The organism is Rahnella sp. Larv3_ips, from assembly GCF_003697865.1.
In the GTDB taxonomy this organism is placed as follows: domain Bacteria; phylum Pseudomonadota; class Gammaproteobacteria; order Enterobacterales; family Enterobacteriaceae; genus Rahnella; species Rahnella rivi.
Window position 1 is genome coordinate 123,150 of sequence record NZ_MJIB01000021.1, and the last position, 18,683, is coordinate 141,832.

Consider the following 18,683-nt stretch of genomic DNA (forward strand, 5'->3'; position numbering starts at 1 on the left):
TATTGAGCCTGCCGGCAGTCTGCGAGTAACCGTTCAGATCCACCCTGGCGTCGCCAGCCTGACGCAGTTCGCTGGTGTTGCCGAGAATATTGTCGCTTTCCGCCCGCAGCGTACCGCTGTGCACAAACGTCACGCCGGTATAATCATTGCGCATGTTGGAGAGTGAGACAGTGTGGCCGGATCCTGCGGCAATCGTCAGGTCACCGCCGCCGGTCACGCGGGCTGCGAGGTCAGCACTGGCAGCGCTCGCGCCGTTAGCGTTAATCACCAGCGCATCAGCTCCCGACGTCACCAGGTTCAGTTTTTTCAGACCGTAGTTGATATACAGACCGTCGTCGGACGCACCGGACGTCAGCCCAAAATCAAAGGTCGCGTTGGCGGCCACCTGCCCTTTTTGAATGACATCTGAATAGGTCGGATCGCTCATGGTGGTGCCGTCTGCTTTCAGCAGATCCAGATTAGAGCCGTAGCCGCTGACCGTGCCAAGGCTGCCGGCCAGTTTCAGGATCGGATTGGCGTCATCCTGCATCGTTAACGCCAGCGTGTCAGGTGGCAATGCCCGCGCGTTCATCACGTCATTGGTTAACACCTTCACCACGCCTCTTCCGCCGATATTCAGATCGTTGCTGGTCATCAGGAAAGCTTCCGACCGGCTGCGTCCCAGAGTATCGGTATCGACGTTCATCATGCCGCCATCAAAAGACAGGCTGCCGATCTGCTGCACCCCTTTCGAGACAACCGTTATGCTGGCGTTGCCCAGCCCCAGGGTGGCATCGGACAGCGCCTGATTGTTTTGCGTGGTGGTGCCATTCAGAACAAACTGGCTGTGAGTCAATTCAACCTTCCCGGTAAAACGGTCTGTCGCATTGTTGGCGGTAAAGGCAAAGGCATTGGCATCACTGCCCAAATCCACGGTCACCAGACCGGTGCCGGCCAGATGGCTGGCAAAATTCATGGCGTTGTCGTCAGTGATGATGAGCTGGCTGGTGCTGTCAATATTCCAGGCGGAGCCGGCTGCCGTTAAATCGAGCGATGCATGGTCGAGAGTAAAGCGGGAACGGTCAGCCAGATACACATTCTCTATCCCCTTGATTTTTGATGAATCCGGGAGGGTATAGACCGAATGATTCAGGTTCAGCGCATCGTTGCCCTGCCCGCCATCCAGCACGTCGAACAAGGTGGCGTTTTCGTTCGCAGTAATGTCTTGCAGGTTGAACCGATCATCGCCGGTGCCGGTGGTAAAGACGGAGGCCGCCTGACTGCCATGCGCCAGCGTCACGGTATTGTTACCCGCCAGCAGGTTGACGGCGCCCGCGAGGCTGCCGCCCGCGGCGTTAGTAAAGTCTACCGCCTGCTTGTCAATGTTCATGACCACGCCGTTTGCCGCACGGGAGAGGATACTTCCGCTGTTGCTGAAGGCCGTGGTGTGGCCGTTATTGATATCCACCATCTGAGCCGCCGACGCGGAAATGATATTCCCGGACTGCTCGACGCGCGGCGTGCCACCGTTCACCACCAGCGCGGATCCTCCGGCGACATCGTTAACATGAATACTGACCCCGGATTTGATGTTGCCGGAGGTATTGGTGGTCATGCCGCTGCCGTCAGCGCTGTTGATATTGATCACCAGCCCCTGCGATTTGGACATGTCGTAATCCGCTGCCGACGCGGATCCATCGGCATTTTCCAGCAGAAGACCGGTGCCCGTCCCGTTGACGTTAATGGTGCCGCTGTTGGTCTGTGCCAGAGAGGCGGCCGTGCGCACACCCGCGCCTCGTCCCACGTTGAGAGTGGTATTGAGCAGCTGAATGCCGCTAATTTCAGCTTTGTTTTCGATGCCGTTTCCGAAACCTGACGCCGCCATATTGATGGTGGCGCCGTTGACGATCAGACCGACAGCACCGGTATCGAGCAGAATACCGTGCGCCGTGCCTGCCGCGTTGGTCGAGCCGGAACCGCTGAGCGCCAGCGACGCGCCGTCAGACAACCGATATGCCGCCGTGCCGTTTATGGCGGTGGTCGCGCCGGTATTATTCACCACGGAATTCGCGCCGATGATATCGACCGCCGTGCCGCTCACCGTAATTTTGCTGTCGTTATTCATGCTGCCGCCGTTGATTTCAACGCCGACGCTGTCCGCCGCAGTGAGGGTCACGATACCGTGGTGATTAAGCGTACCGCCGGTCGCGACTTTATATCCCATTGCGCCCGCGGCCACGCCGCCGGAGGTGCGCAGGGTGGCATAGCTGTCGAGCACCGAGGCGCCTGTCGTGTCCGTGTCGCCATAAATGGTGGTCGATGCGCCCTGAACGCTGCCGGCAAGGGATCCGACACCGGTCAGATCAATATCCGTTGTGGCGTCAATTTTGCCATAGGCACCGCCTTCGACCCTGACCGCCGTGGCATCCCGGCCGCTGGCAATCAGATTCATGCCGGTGGCGTCTATGCTGCTGTCTTTTCCTGTCGCCAGAAGGAGGGTGCTGTTCTGGCCGCTGCCGGTTAAGGTTGCGCCGAGGGAGCCGTAACTCGCCCCACCGTCGATGCGGTAGAGCGTGGAATCCTGCGTCGAGACATCCTGAAAGGAGTTCTGCACACTGACGGCAGAACCTTTTCCGTAGATCAGGAAGCCGGTCTGTTTGACCCCGCTCATAAATCTCACGCCGTCGCCATCGACATCAACCGCGCCGCCGTCTTTGACATACACACCAATCGCGCCGTTACCGGTCAGTTTTACTGCCCCGGTCACCGTCGCCACCGCACCTTGCCCCTGAGACTGAATCCCGTAGTTCGCCGTTTTGGTGGCGGCATCCACCCCTTCCGTCACAAAGATGGTGCCGCTGTTGGTCGCATGGCTGCCGGCCCGCACGTTGAGCCCGACGCCATTAATCCCCATCATATTGATGGTGCCGCTGTTGTTGACCTGGGTGGCACCGCCGGTCACATCCATCGCGATACTTTGCGCCACCGGTTTGCCACCGATAGCGTTATAGGAAAGGTTAATCATGCCCTTCTGATCGACCACAGCATCCGCGCCGCTCGCCAGAATGGCGGTTGCGCCCTGCGTTTTCCCTCCCAGATTGATCATGCCACCCGCCGCATTCTCAAATGTGCCGTGATCACTCACCGACACGGCAATGGCGCCGGGATTGATGATGCTGGTGGCTTTGGCGGAGTCGGACAAGGAGGTTTGTGCGCTGCGCCCGACATAGATAAGGCCCGCATTGGTGAGCGTGCTGTTTCCGCCCACCATGGCACCGATATCCTCATAGCCACGCACACCCACGGGTTGATCGATCGTCGCCAGATTAATATTGCCGTTATTGCGGGCGTTGCTGCTGCCATCGAGTATCAGACCGACACTTCGGCTATGCGACCCCTGCGGCGCGATATTGATGACCCCGTCATTGACGACCGACGCATCCACGGCGTAAATCCCCACCCCCGAACCGTACTGGGTGTTAGTCTCGCCGAGCACCGCACCGGCAGCCAGATCATCGTTAACATAGATGACGCCGCTGCTGGCATTGTGAACTGACGCACCGGAGGCGGCACTGATCACATTCGAACCAGGGTTGGAGAGATTACGCAGGGTGCTGAGCGTCCCGCTGTTGTCCAGTTTCGCCCCCTGCTCAACGTAGATCAGACTCGCATCAGATTCCGTCAGTTGCAGATTGGCATCATGGCTTAAATTGACCTGGGCAAAGCTTCCGGACGCTTTGATATAGGCCACGCTGGTGGCGCTGACACTGGCGTTCACCGGGTCTCCGGGCGTGGTCACATCAAGCTGGCGGATAGAGGTGGTTGGTGTGACGCCTAACGCGATTTGACCATCATAATCATCAGGATCAAGACGCCCATCTTCTACCGCTTCGATCAACGCGGTGTTATAGGCTTTGAAGCTGTCGAGGGTGTTAATTGAGAAGTGACCAATTTTGCTGTTCACTTCTCCGGCGTAGGTGGAAATTAAGACATCACCGGTGACCGACGTATTGACGTTTTTATGATTGCCGAGACTGACAAGGGTTTTGGCGTTGTAATTCAGCGTTCCGCCGTTATCTACGGAAAACACCGCCGAGTTGACCTTATTCGGATCACTGCTCTTCATGATCAGGTTCACCCGATTGGCACTGTTTTTCAACCAGTTAGCATCGGAAGACCCGACATCCACATCCAGTTTTCCTCCGGAGGCCACTCTGTAAATCGCCTTATCGAGATACTGGCCGCCAGCGCCCACGTCATGGGAATAGGCGTAGGTTGAATTCAGCTTCCCGGCTGTTATGGAGTTATTGTCATAAGCGTTAATGGTCGTTTTGTTGTGCGTAATGGCGTCGGTGTAAGTCACCACGTTCGTCTTGCCGCCTAAATGCACACTGTCGCAGTCCACATACTCAGCACCTTCGCCGAGCAACCCCCGGTCACGCGCCTGAGACAGCGTCATTGAGGTGTAGCCCGTGTCCCCTTTTTTGAGTCCGGCAAACCCTTTGCCCCCGCCCTGAACAAGATCAACACTGCCGTAAAAGATCGTGGTAGCGCTTTTGGGATCGGTATCTGCAACGTCCCAGTCAACCGCCAGAGAGTAAGGTGACGCTATCAGCCCGCCACACAACAATGCCGTTTTCCAGGCTTTGGCAATTTTAGAGACTTTTGTTTTTTTCTTTCCGCCCGCCAGCTCATTGGTAACCACCCAATCCTGCGCAGCTTCGCTCCAGACGATTTTATAAGACTTGTTCATACACTTTTCCTGCGGATCACAAACGACTGTATTAGTTGTTCACCTCATTGACATCACTGATCCAGGTCATTCGCAAAAAGGATGTAAAGTATGTCAGCACGTAGGTTCAACATTTGAAATGGCAGGTCAAAATAGCTCAATTTATATTCACGGAAAAGAAAGAGTGTTATTAACCGGCCTTATTCAGCGTGTGAAACAGAAGACATTTTGCGGCATTAATTTGTAAAAAAACATCACACCTGATAATTAAAAAAATCATCGCAACTGGAATTCCAATCAGTTGATATGAAATAAAAAAACTTGCCAATCACAGGTTATAAACTCATCAGGATTACGCAGTAACAACGGGGGCAGGCGCCGCTGACACCCTGAAAAATTGATTTACATCAGGTTTAAATAAGATATTTAAAATCATTAAAATCAATAAATTACAGCATTAAGATAAATAGTAACTTAATATGAATAGCCAGAAAACACTGTCATACAGACAGGAAAAAAGCACCTCTCCGATAATACGCAGCGCGTGAGAAGCACATCTATAAAAGGTGCGTTAGATAATAATCATCTTAAGGCGCACTAAATGTATAATAATTTAACGCAACACAGGAGGAGAAACAGGGAGCAGAGAGGAATGATTCATTGATAATTTATATATTACTATTATTTATATTGGCGAAATATATTAATTGCACCGATTTTAATTCTCGCCGACGTTTTCCCGGCAGTATTTAACGCGATGCAATGACAGGCAAATACACAGGCTTTGCACATTTACCTGCCACTGTCATAAATCAGGCATTCATGATTCTGGATAAAAAAGCCTGATGGATCCAGCGGGGGGTTGCCCACATGAATACCGCGTTTAGTTTATTGCCAAACCCCGCCACCACGCTTATCCGTCCCGCGTCCAGCGCACGGATACCGGCTCGGACCACCGGAGGCGTTTGCATCATGGTCATACGCATTAGCGGCGTGACTTTCTGCTGCGCTACGCTTGCAAAGCCCGTGTCAGTCAGTCCGGGGCACAGGGTCGTTACCGTCACATTGTCCCGCCGGAATTCCCGGTGTAACGCTTCCCCAAGACGCAGCACATAGGCTTTCGCCGCTGAATACACCGCAAAATGCTCAACCCCCTGAAAGGCTAAAATACTCGCAACCTGTAAGATTTTACCCTGCTTACGCTTTCTCATGTCCTCGCCGAACAGGCGTGTCATCAGCGTCAGGCTGGTGATGTCGAGCTGGATCATCGACAAAATAGCCTCCGCCGGGCTGTCCAGAAATGCTCCCTGAAGACCGTGTCCGGCATTATTAATGAGGATATCGATGACGACGCCTTGTGCTGCAAGGCGCTGGTGAAGCTCATTGACTGCCTGAATGTCTGACAGATCGACCTGTTCAACCTGCACCTCAATGGTGTATTCCTGCCGCAACGAGGCCGCCAGTTCTTCGAGCCGGTCCAGCCGGCGCGCGACCAACACCAGCCGGTGGCCGAGCCTGGCATATTGTCTGGCAAACTCTTCGCCAAAGCCGCTGGAGGCACCGGTAATCAGCACTGCAGAATGTGTTTGAGTCATAAGTTGTTCTCTGATGAGTGTCATTTATCTTTGGCGGGCTGTGCATCGCCGCAGCACTTTAGGCGCTGTGTTCAATGAGGCGCATTAATAATGATAATCATCATCTAAAGTGTCAACTCATTTTGATTACAATCATCATCAATAATAATTACCTCGCTTGCAAACACAGTGACGCCCCATTCATGAATTCAGTTCATAGTGCCTATCCTGCCGGACGCCATTATCTGCGCCCGTAAACCCGCTACTATGCCTGCTTCTTTTACTGTCCCGATGGATAACCATGACCCCTTCACAGGCGCTATCGCCGCCCGCTGCCGGAAAAACGACCGGCCTTTCACTGGTGTTAATTCTCAGCGCGTTAATGGCGATCACCTCCTTATCCACCGACATCTATCTGCCTGCGATGCCGGTGATGGCAACAGATTTACAGGGTGACGCGGAGTTAACGATCACCGGTTTTTTGATTGGCTTTTGCATTGCCCAGTTGGTCTGGGGGCCGGTGAGTGACCACTTTGGCCGACGCCTGCCCTTGTTCTTGGGCATGGTGTTGTTTATTGCGGGATCGGTGGGATGCGCACTGTCGACGGACATCGTGCAGATCGTGTTCTGGCGAGTCTTTCAGGCGCTGGGAGCCTGCACAGGTCCCATGCTGGCGCGGGCAATGATCCGCGATTTGTTCAGTCGCACGCGGGCTGCACAAATGCTCTCAACGCTGATGATCATCATGGCGGTTGCGCCCATTGCCGGGCCGCTTATCGGCGGCCAGATGATTAAAGTCACCTCATGGCACACCATCTTCTGGCTGCTGGCGATCATCGGCGTGCTGATGCTGGTCTCGCTGTTCTGGCTTGAGGAAACATTGCCTGCCGAAAAACGGGTGAAAGCCTCCTTGTCCGGCGCGTTCGCGAACTATGCCATCTTGCTGAGAAACGGCAGTTTTATGCGTTTCACGCTGTGCCTGACCTTTTACTACGTCGCGGCCTATGCGTTTATCACCGGCTCTCCGTTCGTGTACATCCGTTATTTCGGCGTTGATCCGCAGCATTACGGCTGGCTGTTTGCGGTGAATATCATCGGACTGATGGCCGTCAGCGTGGTTAACCGCCGCCTGGTGCATCGTTATCCGCTGGAGTCGTTGCTCAGATTTGCCGTGTTCGCCGCCACCCTCGCCGCCGTTATTCTTGCCGCAGCGACCGGTTTTGGCTTCGGCGGAATTGGCCTGATTGTTGTCGCGGTATTTGTGTTCTTTTCCATGAACGGCATTATTGCCGCCACTTCGACGGCCTGTGCGCTGGACGCGGTGCCAAACGTCGCGGGCTCCGCATCGGCCCTGATGGGCTCGCTGCAATACGGCAGCGGCATTATTTCATCCCTTTTACTGGCCCTGCTCAGCGATGGCACCCCCTGGACGATGGGCTGGATAATGGCCGTCTTTACGCTGGCCAGTGCAGGTATGGCGCTGACCACCAGGGTTAAGCGGGCCGGATAACGTGGCAGCGTTGCCGCTCTTCTTTCATTTCTCCTTCCGTTCCTTTATGGGATATATTGAGGGCACTTTCGTAAAATGACCTCTTGATTACAGGCAATGTCGGCAATGGCTCTGATCCCAAAAAACTACTCGCGGCTGGAAAGCGGCTACCGTGAGAAAGCACTAAAAATCTATCCATGGGTATGCGGGCGCTGCTCCCGCGAGTTTGTGTATTCAAACCTGCGCGAGTTAACGGTTCACCATATCGATCACGATCACAACAATAACCCGGCAGATGGCAGCAACTGGGAGTTGTTGTGTCTGTACTGCCACGACAACGAACACTCTAAGTACACCGAAGCCGATCTGTACGGCACAAACGTGGTGGCGGGTGAAGACGCGCAAAATGATGTTGAGGCAGCCACTTACAGTCCGTTTGCGGATTTAAAGTCGATGCTTAATAAGAAGAAATAATCTGGGCAATGCCCGTTTCTGGCACCTACCTGACGCCGTTCAGGTAGGTGCCAGGTTGCGGTCAGCGCATCGCGGTGTGAGAAAAAATAAGCATATTCCTTCCCCTCGTGATATTAACTGCGACCTTCGCATGGAGAAATTTCTCAGCCAAAGAGCTATAAACCTGACAGGTTCCTTACAGGGCTAAAACGAGGGATTTTATCTTTTCCGCCTTTTCAAAGTGATCCAGTTTCATCTCCATAATCCACCAATGTGCCACCTCCATCAGCAGTTCCGGTTCATCATTTTTATTCGCAAAAAATGCATAGAATGACAGCCCTACATGGCTGCCCTTCGCCACGATTTTGGCCTCACAGATTCTGATGATTTTTTCCTTCATTTCTGCCCGCACGTTCTCCCCTTTTATAGGCTGTTGATCTGACTCTCTTCAAAACAAGATCAATCAGATGCACGACTAAAACTGTTTTTGAAAAATTAAGTTATCCGCCTAAACAATATTGTTACCGGCTAATGCCTTTTTTATACGTAATATGGAGATGAATACATTAAATTTTATTGCGTTACGCCTGAGACTGATGTAGCTAAATAGCATATAGAGAGAATAAAAAATATACTGAGTAAAAATGATTAACCCTCCGACAGAATATGTCCACTTTAATGGGGTTGATGTGATTGTCGCCCAGGAAAACAACGCGCCCGCGCCCGAAATAAAACCTATAATAAACATAAGCATGATTATCCAGATGACATTCTTTTTTATTGTCACTTCATGATCACGGTATTTATAAAAACCTTTAAAAAGAAACAGGGACTTACAAGGTTTTTCATGCTTAGCAGGATTTAAAATGTAATACTTCAATATATAAATATTCAGCAAGTAATCGTCGGACATTTTATATTCTGATAACTTGAGTTCCTGTTTATATTTCTCCAGAATTTCTTCTTCATCCACACACTCTGTCAGATAGGTGATAGCTTCCGCTTTCTTCTCATAAGATAATGAAAAAAAAGTATCGAAGATAAATAATTTTTTCAAATAAGGCAGTGCGGGTATAAATATTTTCCAGACGCCGGCTATAGATGTGATTTCCATACTTCCATCCCTTGTTCAGTTCCCTTGAAAATCCAACATATCAAAACAAACTATCCGTTTGCGAACATTTATCTGTAGAGCATTATTTTATAGCACACTCAAACAGCGCCTTCACATGAGTCTCCTGCCACACCCAACCCACTTCACACTCCGTTAACGGCCATATTGATGAATACAACTAATTAACCCTATCTCATTACCCCACCTAATAAAATAAATGACTCTGCGTTATGCTTTTCCGACACAATCGCCGGAGGATAACGTCATGCAAACAGTCACACTGAACAATGGTATTGAAATGCCCCTGCTGGGCTTTGGCGTATTTCAGATGACGGATGCCGCCGAATGCAAGCGTGCGGTTATTGATGCTGTCGAAACAGGTTATCGCCTGATTGATACCGCGGCGTCCTATCAGAATGAAACTCAGGTCGGCAATGCGCTTAAGCACAGTGGGATCGCACGTGATGAACTCTTTGTCACCACGAAACTCTGGTTACAGGATACGCATTACGAAGGGGCAAAAGCCCAGTTCGAACGTTCGCTGAACCGCCTGCAGCTGGACTATGTCGATCTGTATCTTATTCATCAGCCCTACGGTGATGTTCATGGGGCGTGGCGGGCCATGGAAGAACTGCAGCAGGCAGGCAAGATCCGCGCTATCGGTGTGAGTAATTTCCAACCCGACAGACTGGCCGATCTTGTGGCATTTAATAAGGTCATCCCCGCGGTGAATCAGATTGAAGTGAACCCTTTCAACCAGCAACTGCATGCCGCACCCTGGATGCAAAGCCGGGGTATCCAGCCTGAAGCCTGGGCGCCCTTTGCAGAAGGGAAAAATGGCTTGTTCCTGCATCCCGTCCTGACTGAGATGGGTAAAAAGTATGGCAAAAGCGTCGGTCAGATAGTCCTGCGTTGGATCTTCCAGCGCGGCATCGTTTCACTGGCAAAATCCGTGCGTAAAGCGCGTATGGAAGAAAACATCAGTGTGCTCGATTTTGAGCTTAATGCTGAAGACATGCTGCGTATTACCGCTCTCGATACCGCAACCAGCGCCTTCTTCTCACATCGCGATCCGGCCATGGTCGAATGGCTGACGGGCCGTAAACTCGACGTTTAAATCGCGATCAAAACCGCGGCATACATTTCTTTGCAGCTCCTCGCATGACGTCAATAAGCCAGACATTCCTGCCTGGCTTATTGATTACCGGTTAATGCACTTTTTTATTATCGACAAAGATATGGTGCATTGAGCGGGCACGCGGATGAATAAAGAAATGCCCTTCTGCCGCTGAATCACTGCTGACGGGTTCTAGCGTAATATTACTGTGCTTCGCACGCTTATCATGCAGGGCATAAATAATGAACGGAATGGACAGCACGATCAGGAAGCATACGACCAGCAGGCCAGCGTAAAGAGTGTTCGCTTCGCTGCCTGGCAGACCTGTCGGTGGACAGAATGACACCACAAAGGCAACCAGTGATGCCATCAGACCCACGACCGCAACGGTCAGTTTCACCGCTTTGCCGCCCGGTATATTGAAAGTACGTTTGTTTGCTGACTGCTTACGCACGAGGTTGATATAACCGAGGAACAGCAGGAAATAGCTGCACAGATAAATCACCACGGTCAGTGCCAGTGCAATCAGGAAAGACATATTATTGCCGCCCCCGGTATTGGTCAGAACAATCAGCGCCACAGAGGTGATAATTAACTGGGAAATCACCAGAACAACAGGCACACCGTTCTTATTCATTTTTGCGAAACTGGCAGGCAGGATCCCTTTTTGCGCTGTCACCAGCATTCCGCGGGAAGGCCCGACAATCCAGGCGGCGATTTCCGCCAGCACACCTAACAATAACAGTGCAGCAATGCCGCGGATCGCCCACTCAAAACCGCTACCCAGGTTATTGATCAGCACGCTGAAGGTCTGCATGACACCAGCCGAAAGGTTAATGTCGTCATGCGGGATCACCGCAGCAATAGACAGACCGCCCACAGAACTCAGGCAAATGGCCGCAAACATCAGCAGCAGCATGGCGAGCGGATAGTCGCGCCCCGGATTCTTCATCTCGTTGACGTGGGTCGCGGACGCTTCAACACCCATGTAACTCAGGATAAAGGCCACAAACACCACCAGGGTTCCCATCTGAGTAAAGTCCGGGAAGAAGGTCGACACGCTCATGTCGATAGCTACCGGCGCACCGGAATGAAGATAGCTGATCGCCAAGACAACCAGGATTGCCGCAGGAAGCAGGATGCCGGCAAAGAAGCCGATTTTAGCAATGCGCGCTGTATTTTTGGTGCCGCCAAACTGCGTTAAAGCAAGCCCCCAGAGGATCACCAGCGCGGCCACCGTTTTCACTATCGGATCGCTGTTCAGCGCCGGCCATTTGAGGATGTAAGAGAGCGCGCCCAGCACAAAATAGAGCATCGGGATAAACCCTATCGCGATTTGCAAATAGCCGAACGAAATAGCCGCAAACCCCCATTTTTCACCCAGCGTTTTAGAAACCCAGGTGAAAACGCCCCCCTCCTGCCACCCTTCTACCGTCGCCATTTCCGCCGCACAAAGACCGACGGGAATAAACCACAGCAGGCCGCCCAACAGCAGAAAGAAAATAAGGGAAAAACCCGAGGTAGCAAACGTGGGATATTCATAAACGGCCATCACCATCGACGCCGTGATAGCAAAAAAGCCCAACAACGATAATTGCTTAGGTGCGGCGCTTTTTACTGTGCTCGCCATAACTGATCTCCTGAAGGAAGCGCAGAGTCTTCTCAGTAAGTTTTAATCTGAAATTTAGGGGGGTGACTTTCGGGTCACCCCGGAACAAGAGAGGTCACGCGTTTATGCGTGATTAAAGCCGCCCGTGCGTGATGCGCTGGAAGGCTGGCTGAGCGGGTGACTCATGAAGTCATTCAGCGCACGTTTCATATCTTCAATGAGCAGGCAGCCGAGGTCGTAGCTCACACCGTGACGGACCAGAATGCGCTGAATCACCAAATCTTCACGGTGGGACGGCATGGAGTAAGCCGGCACCTGCCAGCCACGCACGCGGAGTTTCTCAGCCAGATCGTAGAGCGTGTAACCGCCAAGGTAAGCGCCCTCTTTCAGCGTCCAGGCCAGTGCAGGGATACCTTTTTGGCTGTCGCCATCGAAAATGATCTCAAACGGCCCGAGCTTGCCGATTTCCGCTGCCAGATGCTGAGCCGTGGCGTAGCAGGCATTATGGATTTTGGCGTAACCCTCACGCCCCAGGCGCAGGAAGTTGTAGTACTGGGCAACGATCTGCCCGCCCGGTCGTGAAAAGTTAAGCGCAAAGGTCGGCATGTTGCCGCCCAGATAGTTAACATTGAAAATCAGCTCTTCAGGCAAGTCTGCCACCTCACGCCACACGACCCAGCCTGCGCCAAGCGGGGCCAGACCGAATTTATGGCCTGATGCATTGATGGATTTAACCCGCGGCAACCGGAAATCCCACTCCAGTTCCGGCGCACAAAATGGCGCCAGAAAACCACCACTGGCACCGTCGATATGCATGGGAATATCCTGTCCGGTCTGCAGCTGCAGCTGATCAAGCGCATCGCTCACCGCTTTTACCGGCTCGTACTGGCAGGTAAATGTCACACCAAGCGTAGGGATCACCCCGATGGTGTTTTCATCCACACGCTTTAACACCTCTTCCGGACACATGATCAGACGATCGCCTTCCAGAGGAATTTCACGCAATTCGACGTCAAAATAGCGGGCAAATTTGTGCCAGCAAATTTGTACCGGGCCGCAAATCAGGTTGGGTTTATCCGCTGACAAACCTTGTGCTGCGCGCTTCTTACGCCACTGCCACTTCAGCGCTAACCCGCCCAGCATCGCCGCTTCTGAAGAGCCAATCGTCGAGCAGCCCAGCGTGGTGTCCGGCGTTGGCGAATTCCAAAGGTCGGCCAGCATTCGCACGCAGCGCGCTTCTATTTCCGCCGTCTGCGGATATTCATCTTTATCGATCATATTTTTGTCGATGGACAAATCCATCAGCTCACGGATTTCATCATCCACCCAGGTCTGACAAAAAGTCGCAAGGTTCTGACGTGAATTACCATCCAGGAGTAATTCATCACGGATCGCATTGAATATATTGCGCGGTTCGTGTTCTTCGTTTGGGAAAGAGGAGGACGGTAATGATGATGCTAAATCTGCTGACGCGTAGACATCATCTTTACTGTTATATCGTGAACCGTTTATATCATTACTCATGGAATTAACCTTTCAGAGTCAAATAATTTAAAAAATAGAATGTATAATCCGCACCGGGAAATAATGAAACGTGAGCCTGACCGACGGAATTTAAATTGAAAGTGCTATGCAATAAATTTTATAAGCCTGCCAGGGATAAAGATATCAGAGCAACAGGGCGTTATTGTACGCTCAAGAGTACAGGTGTAATCCTGGAGCGAATTATCAGGATCGCTGATTTAGAAAATGTATAAGTGCATATTCCCATGTTAACCCTGAGCTGGAATGACGGAGCTATCTGGATATAGTCAGCAGTTTCTTCGAAAGGTAGTTTTTCAGTTTATGAGGGTTAATGACATTCATGCGCCTGACGCCCTTCCCTTCGCAAACTCTGCCGGATGTTTCAGGAGGCAACCCGGCTGACCGGTTGGACAAGGTGGGTTTACACGCCATGCTGGCAGGGATGAACGCCTCTGACGCACAGGCAGAATAGATAATCGCTGGCATCGCAATGACAGCGAAGACAAAGAGCAGAATCTTTCTCACGAGGGATTACTCCTGATTGATAATTATAGATAAAGCGTCTTTTGGGGAGATTGATATTCGCGGTCAGATGTCAGCCTGGCATTCGCTTCGACAAAATTTCTCTGTATTTAACCGAGAGTATTCATTCCAGAGCGTTAACAAATGCCTCTTGATTCTTATTGTCCGGCTTAACTGTCTGCTAAAGGTAATCATATCGTTTAAGGAATCTGCCACTTCTCTGGAAAACCTTTTTTGTCGCTGAGCCTGAATAAGCCATCGCAGTAAAAAGAGATCTTCTTGTGCCGCATTTTGGGAGGGAGACTGGGTATTATTGATGTGAAGTGCGACCAGAGCACACCATGAAAGATGCGCAACGTTTTCATTCAGGTTATTCATTTTTAGATGCCTGGACTAAGAGAAATGACAGGGTAATCACTGGTTCGATGAACTCGTTCCAAACCGTTTCATTAATTTATGGTTTTTATACACTCAATGAAATCAGATACAGTCCTGCACACTATCATCTGAATCTTACGCATGTCATCCTTCTCTTAATAAGGATGACGTACGTAAGTTATTTCTCTCATCATTGAATTGGCATTCTTATTATCACCAGTAAAAATAAAATCTATTCTGTACATGTTTTTTACATTCTCTTAAATCAACAGGATTTTATTATGAAAAGATTATTATTGGCGAGCCTGATGGCAACGATGGTGACGGCATCTCCGGTATGGGCAGATACCTCCCCTGTCTCAGCGCAAACTGATACACCCGCCAGTCACCTGGTCAAAAAAGAAGCCAGTGATGTTCTTAATATGGCCGCTCAGGGGTTTGATGCGGTGCGCGATATTCAAATTGCCAGAGTGGCCATTTTCCAGGGTCAGCCTGATGCGGCCAAACAATTAACACGAGACGCGGCTAATTTGCTCTCCGATGCCAGCACCGACTGGAGCAAGTTCACAAAAATGGACGCCGGCGCCAAAATGATTAACGACCAGTACATTATCGTTAATTCTAACTTCGCGATTTCTGAGAACTTTATTGCCTCTCCCGAAAAAGAAGTCGCCATTAAAAAAGCGAATGAGAAAGTCGCCAAGGGTGATCCTAAAGGCGCTATCGACACGCTGCGTTTAGCGGGTATGAGCGTTTTGCAAAATCAATACCTGATGCCGTTAAAACAAACACGGGAAGCCGTTTCCGAAGCCAGTAAATTACTCGACTCAGGAAAATACTACGAAGCAAATTTAGTCTTAAAAAGTGCTGAGGATGGCATTATTGTTGATAGCGAATTGCTGGATGTAGACCGCTAATTATAAACGTGCTCAGTTTATCTGTCTGGCAGAATTGCAGGCTCTGCCGGACAAATAATGGCGATCTCTTCACTGACCTTGTGCAAAATACGGCTGATTTTCGTCAGCACCGTCAGGCAAAATTGCCTCGTGAGCTCAGTTTTATCCATCATTTCTATCGGGGAAAGAATATCTTTCAGTTCTTTTATTTCGAGAAGCTGACCGGCACCGTGCAGACGATGCACGGCCTGTTTGAATCGGCCAAAGTCTTCTTTCACGACGGCCTGCTCAGCTTCAGCGAGATCTTTCCTGGCTTCAAAATAGAAAACCTCAATCAGCTCATTAAGCCGTTCTTTTTGCCCGCCGGTATTACGATGCAGAACGTCGATATTGAGATGGGAAACCGGCAATGTCACCGCGTGGTTCCCCGTAATCTTATTAAGTTCATGGGTCAGCGTTCGTAACGAAACGGGCTTAAACAGGCAGAGATTCATGCCGTTTTGCAGGCATTTCTCCCGTGTTTTCTCCTGAGCATTTGCTGTCAGGCCCCAAATCTGGAGCGTCGGATAGGTCTTTCTTAAATCACCCGAGAGCGTAATTCCATCTTTTCCCGGCATATTAATGTCGGTAATTAATAAGTCGTAATATGCTTTGCCGATCATTTGCTCTGCTTCGTCACCGTTGCAGGCTTCATCCACCTCATAACCGATATTTTGTAGCTGCCTTTTAAGCAGCAGCCGGTTAGTCGGATGATCGTCTGCAATAAGAACTGACAACGGCGCAAGAGATAACGACTCACGCTGAGGTGTAGATAAGTCAATTTGCTGAGGAGGACATATTTCTACCGGCAGATTAAGAGTCAGTGTCGTTCCATACCCCGGCTGACTTTCCATCGTCAGTGTGCCCTGCATAAATGAAACGAGATCTTTGCATATCGTCAGCCCTAACCCCGAACCGGTTTGCATCCGCCCCTGCTCGGCTTGAGAATAACGCTGGAAGAGGGTCGCCTTTTCATCCGCTGAAATACCGCACCCCGTATCACTGACGATGATCTGAAGGCCGGTTTGATAATCGTTAAACATATACTGATGTACGCACACGTCTATTTTTCCCTGAACAGTAAATTTCAGGGCGTTACTGATCAGATTATTCATAATCTGCCTAAGCGCCTGCGGGTCAATCAGCATTTGCACATCGTCCGGCATTGTATTTTTGTAGTGTAAAGACAGATTTTTTTTCTGCGCAATTCCCTCAAATGAACGACATATCTCAAGCATCAGCTTGTTAACGTAGGTTCTCTGGTAATGAATTTGATAATTACCTGATGCCACTTTATCAACATCAAGTATTTCGCCGATCAGCCCCAGTAAAGATTGCGCGGTGATATATACCTGCTCTATGGCCTCTTTATGCTGCAAAGCATCTAATGCCTGACGATTCATTAATTCTAAAAAACCGACAATAGAGCTGACAGGGGTTCTCAATTCGTGGCTCATACTGGCGAGAAACTGACTTTTCGCCTCGGTGGCAAGAATCGCCTTATTTTTTTCCTCTTCAAGAGCCCGGGATAGGCGCTCTTTAAGCTGTAACTGAATTTCCAGCTGACGCTGCGACTCTTTACGCTTACGGACTTCACTCTGCAAATAAAATCCCCACACCAGACTGCTGGCAACCAGGGTCACGGCAAACGCGATAACAAGGTAAAACTGCTTGCTATAAAGATTCCAGGTTTGAATCTGAACTTTAGGCATTTTTGACCATTTTTCAGTCAGCTGCAAAATCTCCCGCGGTGGAATGGACACCAGCGCTTTATCCAAAATGGACTTTAATTCAGGATCGGTTTTTGACAAGGCAAAGCTGATCGGTGCCAGCGGCATATCCGAAAGGCGTAAATAGTTCAGATCCGAGGGGTAATAATGGTCGATGATATAGCGTGCGGATAACTCAGTCGTCACCGTGGCATCAACGTCACCTTTATTCACCATACTCATGGCGATACTGGTATTTTCAACCACCATCCATTTGATATGGGGATACTTCTCCTTGAGTTGGTCGGTTAAGGTGAAGTGAGGCGGTATGGCGATCTGATTAACAGTCTTAAGTGTAAGATCCACGGGCAGTTTAACTTTCGTCACCACGACAAAAGGAAGTTTCATAAACGGGTCGCTGAATGCGATACGCCCCCCCCTTTCATTGCTGTAGGTGGCGGCAGGAATGAGATCCCATTCCCCTTTCATCATCTTCATGACCATTTCAGAATTTGAATTAGCAAATACAGGTTCAAACTCCAGGCCAGTTTGTATCTGAATTAAATTAAGAATGTCCCCCATGATGCCACGGATTTCATTCTCATCATTAGTGATGGTAAACGGCGGATAATAAGGATTAATCAGTACGCGTAGTTTTTTATGTCTCTTGAGCCATAAACGCTCCCGGCCAGAGAGCGAAAGCGGCTTATTTAAAAATGAGAGATTTCCCCTTTCAAGCCAGTTTTGAGTCACCTGCATGTTGGTTTCATTAGTGATGGCATCAATGAAGTTATTGATGATATTGCGCAATATCACCTGCTCAGCGTTAAGAATGAAATGATTCTTAAGGTCTGGTTGCATAAAATAACGCATAACTGATAACGACTGAGGGAAGTATTTGGAAAGATAATTACTGGTGGTGATATTATTGCCGATAAAATAAACGTTTTCATTTTCCACGACGGATGACATGGCCAGGTAGTCATTATCATAAAAATTAATTTTCGCATTAGGAAAATCACTCCTGATGGTATCGACAGACGGGCAAGAATCCGAGCAGGCAATGGTGACTATTTTGTCGGTTGCTAAAGGTTGCATTGTGTTTTTTATCGACGTCACCAGAGTCGGATAGGTTCTGACTAACGCTGCGGTATGCAACAAATTAGCAGAGTCATTCATTTTGCGCGTCACAGGCGTCAGCAGCATATCGACGTTATTCTTGCTAAGCCCATCCAGAGCTTCTTTCTCATTCTTATACTGAGTGATGGTAATTTTCACCCCCAGACTTTTCTGCATTAATGCCAGATAGTCAGCATTGATTCCTCTGTAGTAGTGATCGACACTGTTATAAACAACGGGAGAAATTTCCGGAAGCCATGTGCCAATAACCAGACTTTTTTTCTGCGCCATCCAGCGGGTTTCATCTTTGCTTAATTTGACTTTTTCAAAATTGTTAACAAAGCTGTTTTTAATTTCAATATTTTTTACAGTTGCCGCATTGACGGGGAAAAAGAGAATGAGCAATAAAAAAGTAAGAACCCTCATGGC

13 protein-coding genes are annotated in these 18,683 nt (G+C 50.0%); 5 read left to right on the forward strand and 8 right to left on the reverse strand.

Annotation, left to right across the window (positions count from 1 at the left end; genetic code table 11):
• The coding region (locus ED901_RS20065; RefSeq protein WP_122097034.1) for an ESPR domain-containing protein at nt 1-4,732 on the reverse strand (4,732 nt) is incomplete at its 3' end.
• Nucleotides 4,733-5,523: 791 nt separating this feature from the next.
• Nucleotides 5,524-6,306, reverse strand: a complete 783-nt coding sequence (locus ED901_RS20070) for an SDR family oxidoreductase (RefSeq protein ID WP_122097035.1) — start codon at nt 6,304-6,306, stop codon at nt 5,524-5,526.
• A 280-nt stretch (nt 6,307-6,586) separates the two neighbouring features.
• On the opposite strand from ED901_RS20070, the gene ED901_RS20075 reads away from it, so the two are divergent.
• A complete protein-coding gene (locus ED901_RS20075; RefSeq protein ID WP_122097036.1) occupies nt 6,587-7,795 on the forward strand; it encodes a multidrug effflux MFS transporter in 1,209 nt (402 codons plus the stop codon).
• 105 nt (nt 7,796-7,900) lie between these two features.
• Nucleotides 7,901-8,248, forward strand: a complete 348-nt coding sequence (yajD, locus tag ED901_RS20080) for an HNH nuclease YajD (RefSeq protein ID WP_056781907.1) — start codon at nt 7,901-7,903, stop codon at nt 8,246-8,248.
• Nucleotides 8,249-8,423: 175 nt separating this feature from the next.
• On the opposite strand, the gene ED901_RS20085 is transcribed toward yajD, so the two are convergent.
• Both ED901_RS20085 and ED901_RS20090 read right to left on the reverse strand, forming a co-directional pair.
• On the reverse strand, nt 8,424-8,639 hold the full coding sequence (locus ED901_RS20085; protein WP_056781909.1) for a DUF6500 family protein: 216 nt from the start codon (nt 8,637-8,639) through the stop codon (nt 8,424-8,426).
• Nucleotides 8,640-8,735: 96 nt separating this feature from the next.
• Entirely contained in the window at nt 8,736-9,341 is a 606-nt protein-coding gene (locus ED901_RS20090) for a hypothetical protein (RefSeq protein ID WP_122097037.1), read from the reverse strand.
• A gap of 265 nt (nt 9,342-9,606) precedes the next feature.
• Here ED901_RS20090 and ED901_RS20095 point away from each other — a divergent pair, with 265 nt between their 5' ends.
• On the forward strand, nt 9,607-10,458 hold the full coding sequence (locus tag ED901_RS20095; protein ID WP_122097038.1) for an aldo/keto reductase: 852 nt from the start codon (nt 9,607-9,609) through the stop codon (nt 10,456-10,458).
• A 91-nt stretch (nt 10,459-10,549) separates the two neighbouring features.
• Here ED901_RS20095 and gadC read toward each other — a convergent pair whose 3' ends face one another.
• The gene (gadC, locus tag ED901_RS20100) at nt 10,550-12,088 is read right to left on the reverse strand and encodes a glutamate:gamma-aminobutyrate antiporter (RefSeq protein WP_122097039.1); all 1,539 of its coding nucleotides are present in this window, start codon (nt 12,086-12,088) and stop codon (nt 10,550-10,552) included.
• A gap of 102 nt (nt 12,089-12,190) precedes the next feature.
• Entirely contained in the window at nt 12,191-13,591 is a 1,401-nt protein-coding gene (locus ED901_RS20105) for a glutamate decarboxylase (protein WP_122097040.1), read from the reverse strand.
• 331 nt (nt 13,592-13,922) lie between these two features.
• Between ED901_RS20105 and ED901_RS25170 the strand changes: the two genes are divergently transcribed.
• A complete protein-coding gene (locus ED901_RS25170; RefSeq protein ID WP_162997918.1) occupies nt 13,923-14,063 on the forward strand; it encodes a hypothetical protein in 141 nt (46 codons plus the stop codon).
• Nucleotides 14,064-14,179: 116 nt separating this feature from the next.
• Here ED901_RS25170 and ED901_RS25660 read toward each other — a convergent pair whose 3' ends face one another.
• A complete protein-coding gene (locus ED901_RS25660; protein ID WP_122097042.1) occupies nt 14,180-14,491 on the reverse strand; it encodes a DUF2913 family protein in 312 nt (103 codons plus the stop codon).
• Nucleotides 14,492-14,772: 281 nt separating this feature from the next.
• On the opposite strand from ED901_RS25660, the gene ED901_RS20120 reads away from it, so the two are divergent.
• Complete coding sequence (locus ED901_RS20120; protein WP_122097043.1) at nt 14,773-15,408, forward strand: YfdX family protein; 636 nt, start codon at nt 14,773-14,775, stop codon at nt 15,406-15,408.
• 17 nt (nt 15,409-15,425) lie between these two features.
• Here the strand turns inward: ED901_RS20120 and ED901_RS20125 are convergent, their stop codons facing one another.
• Nucleotides 15,426-18,680, reverse strand: a complete 3,255-nt coding sequence (locus ED901_RS20125; protein ID WP_122097044.1) for a response regulator — start codon at nt 18,678-18,680, stop codon at nt 15,426-15,428.
• Nucleotides 18,681-18,683 lie beyond the last annotated feature (3 nt).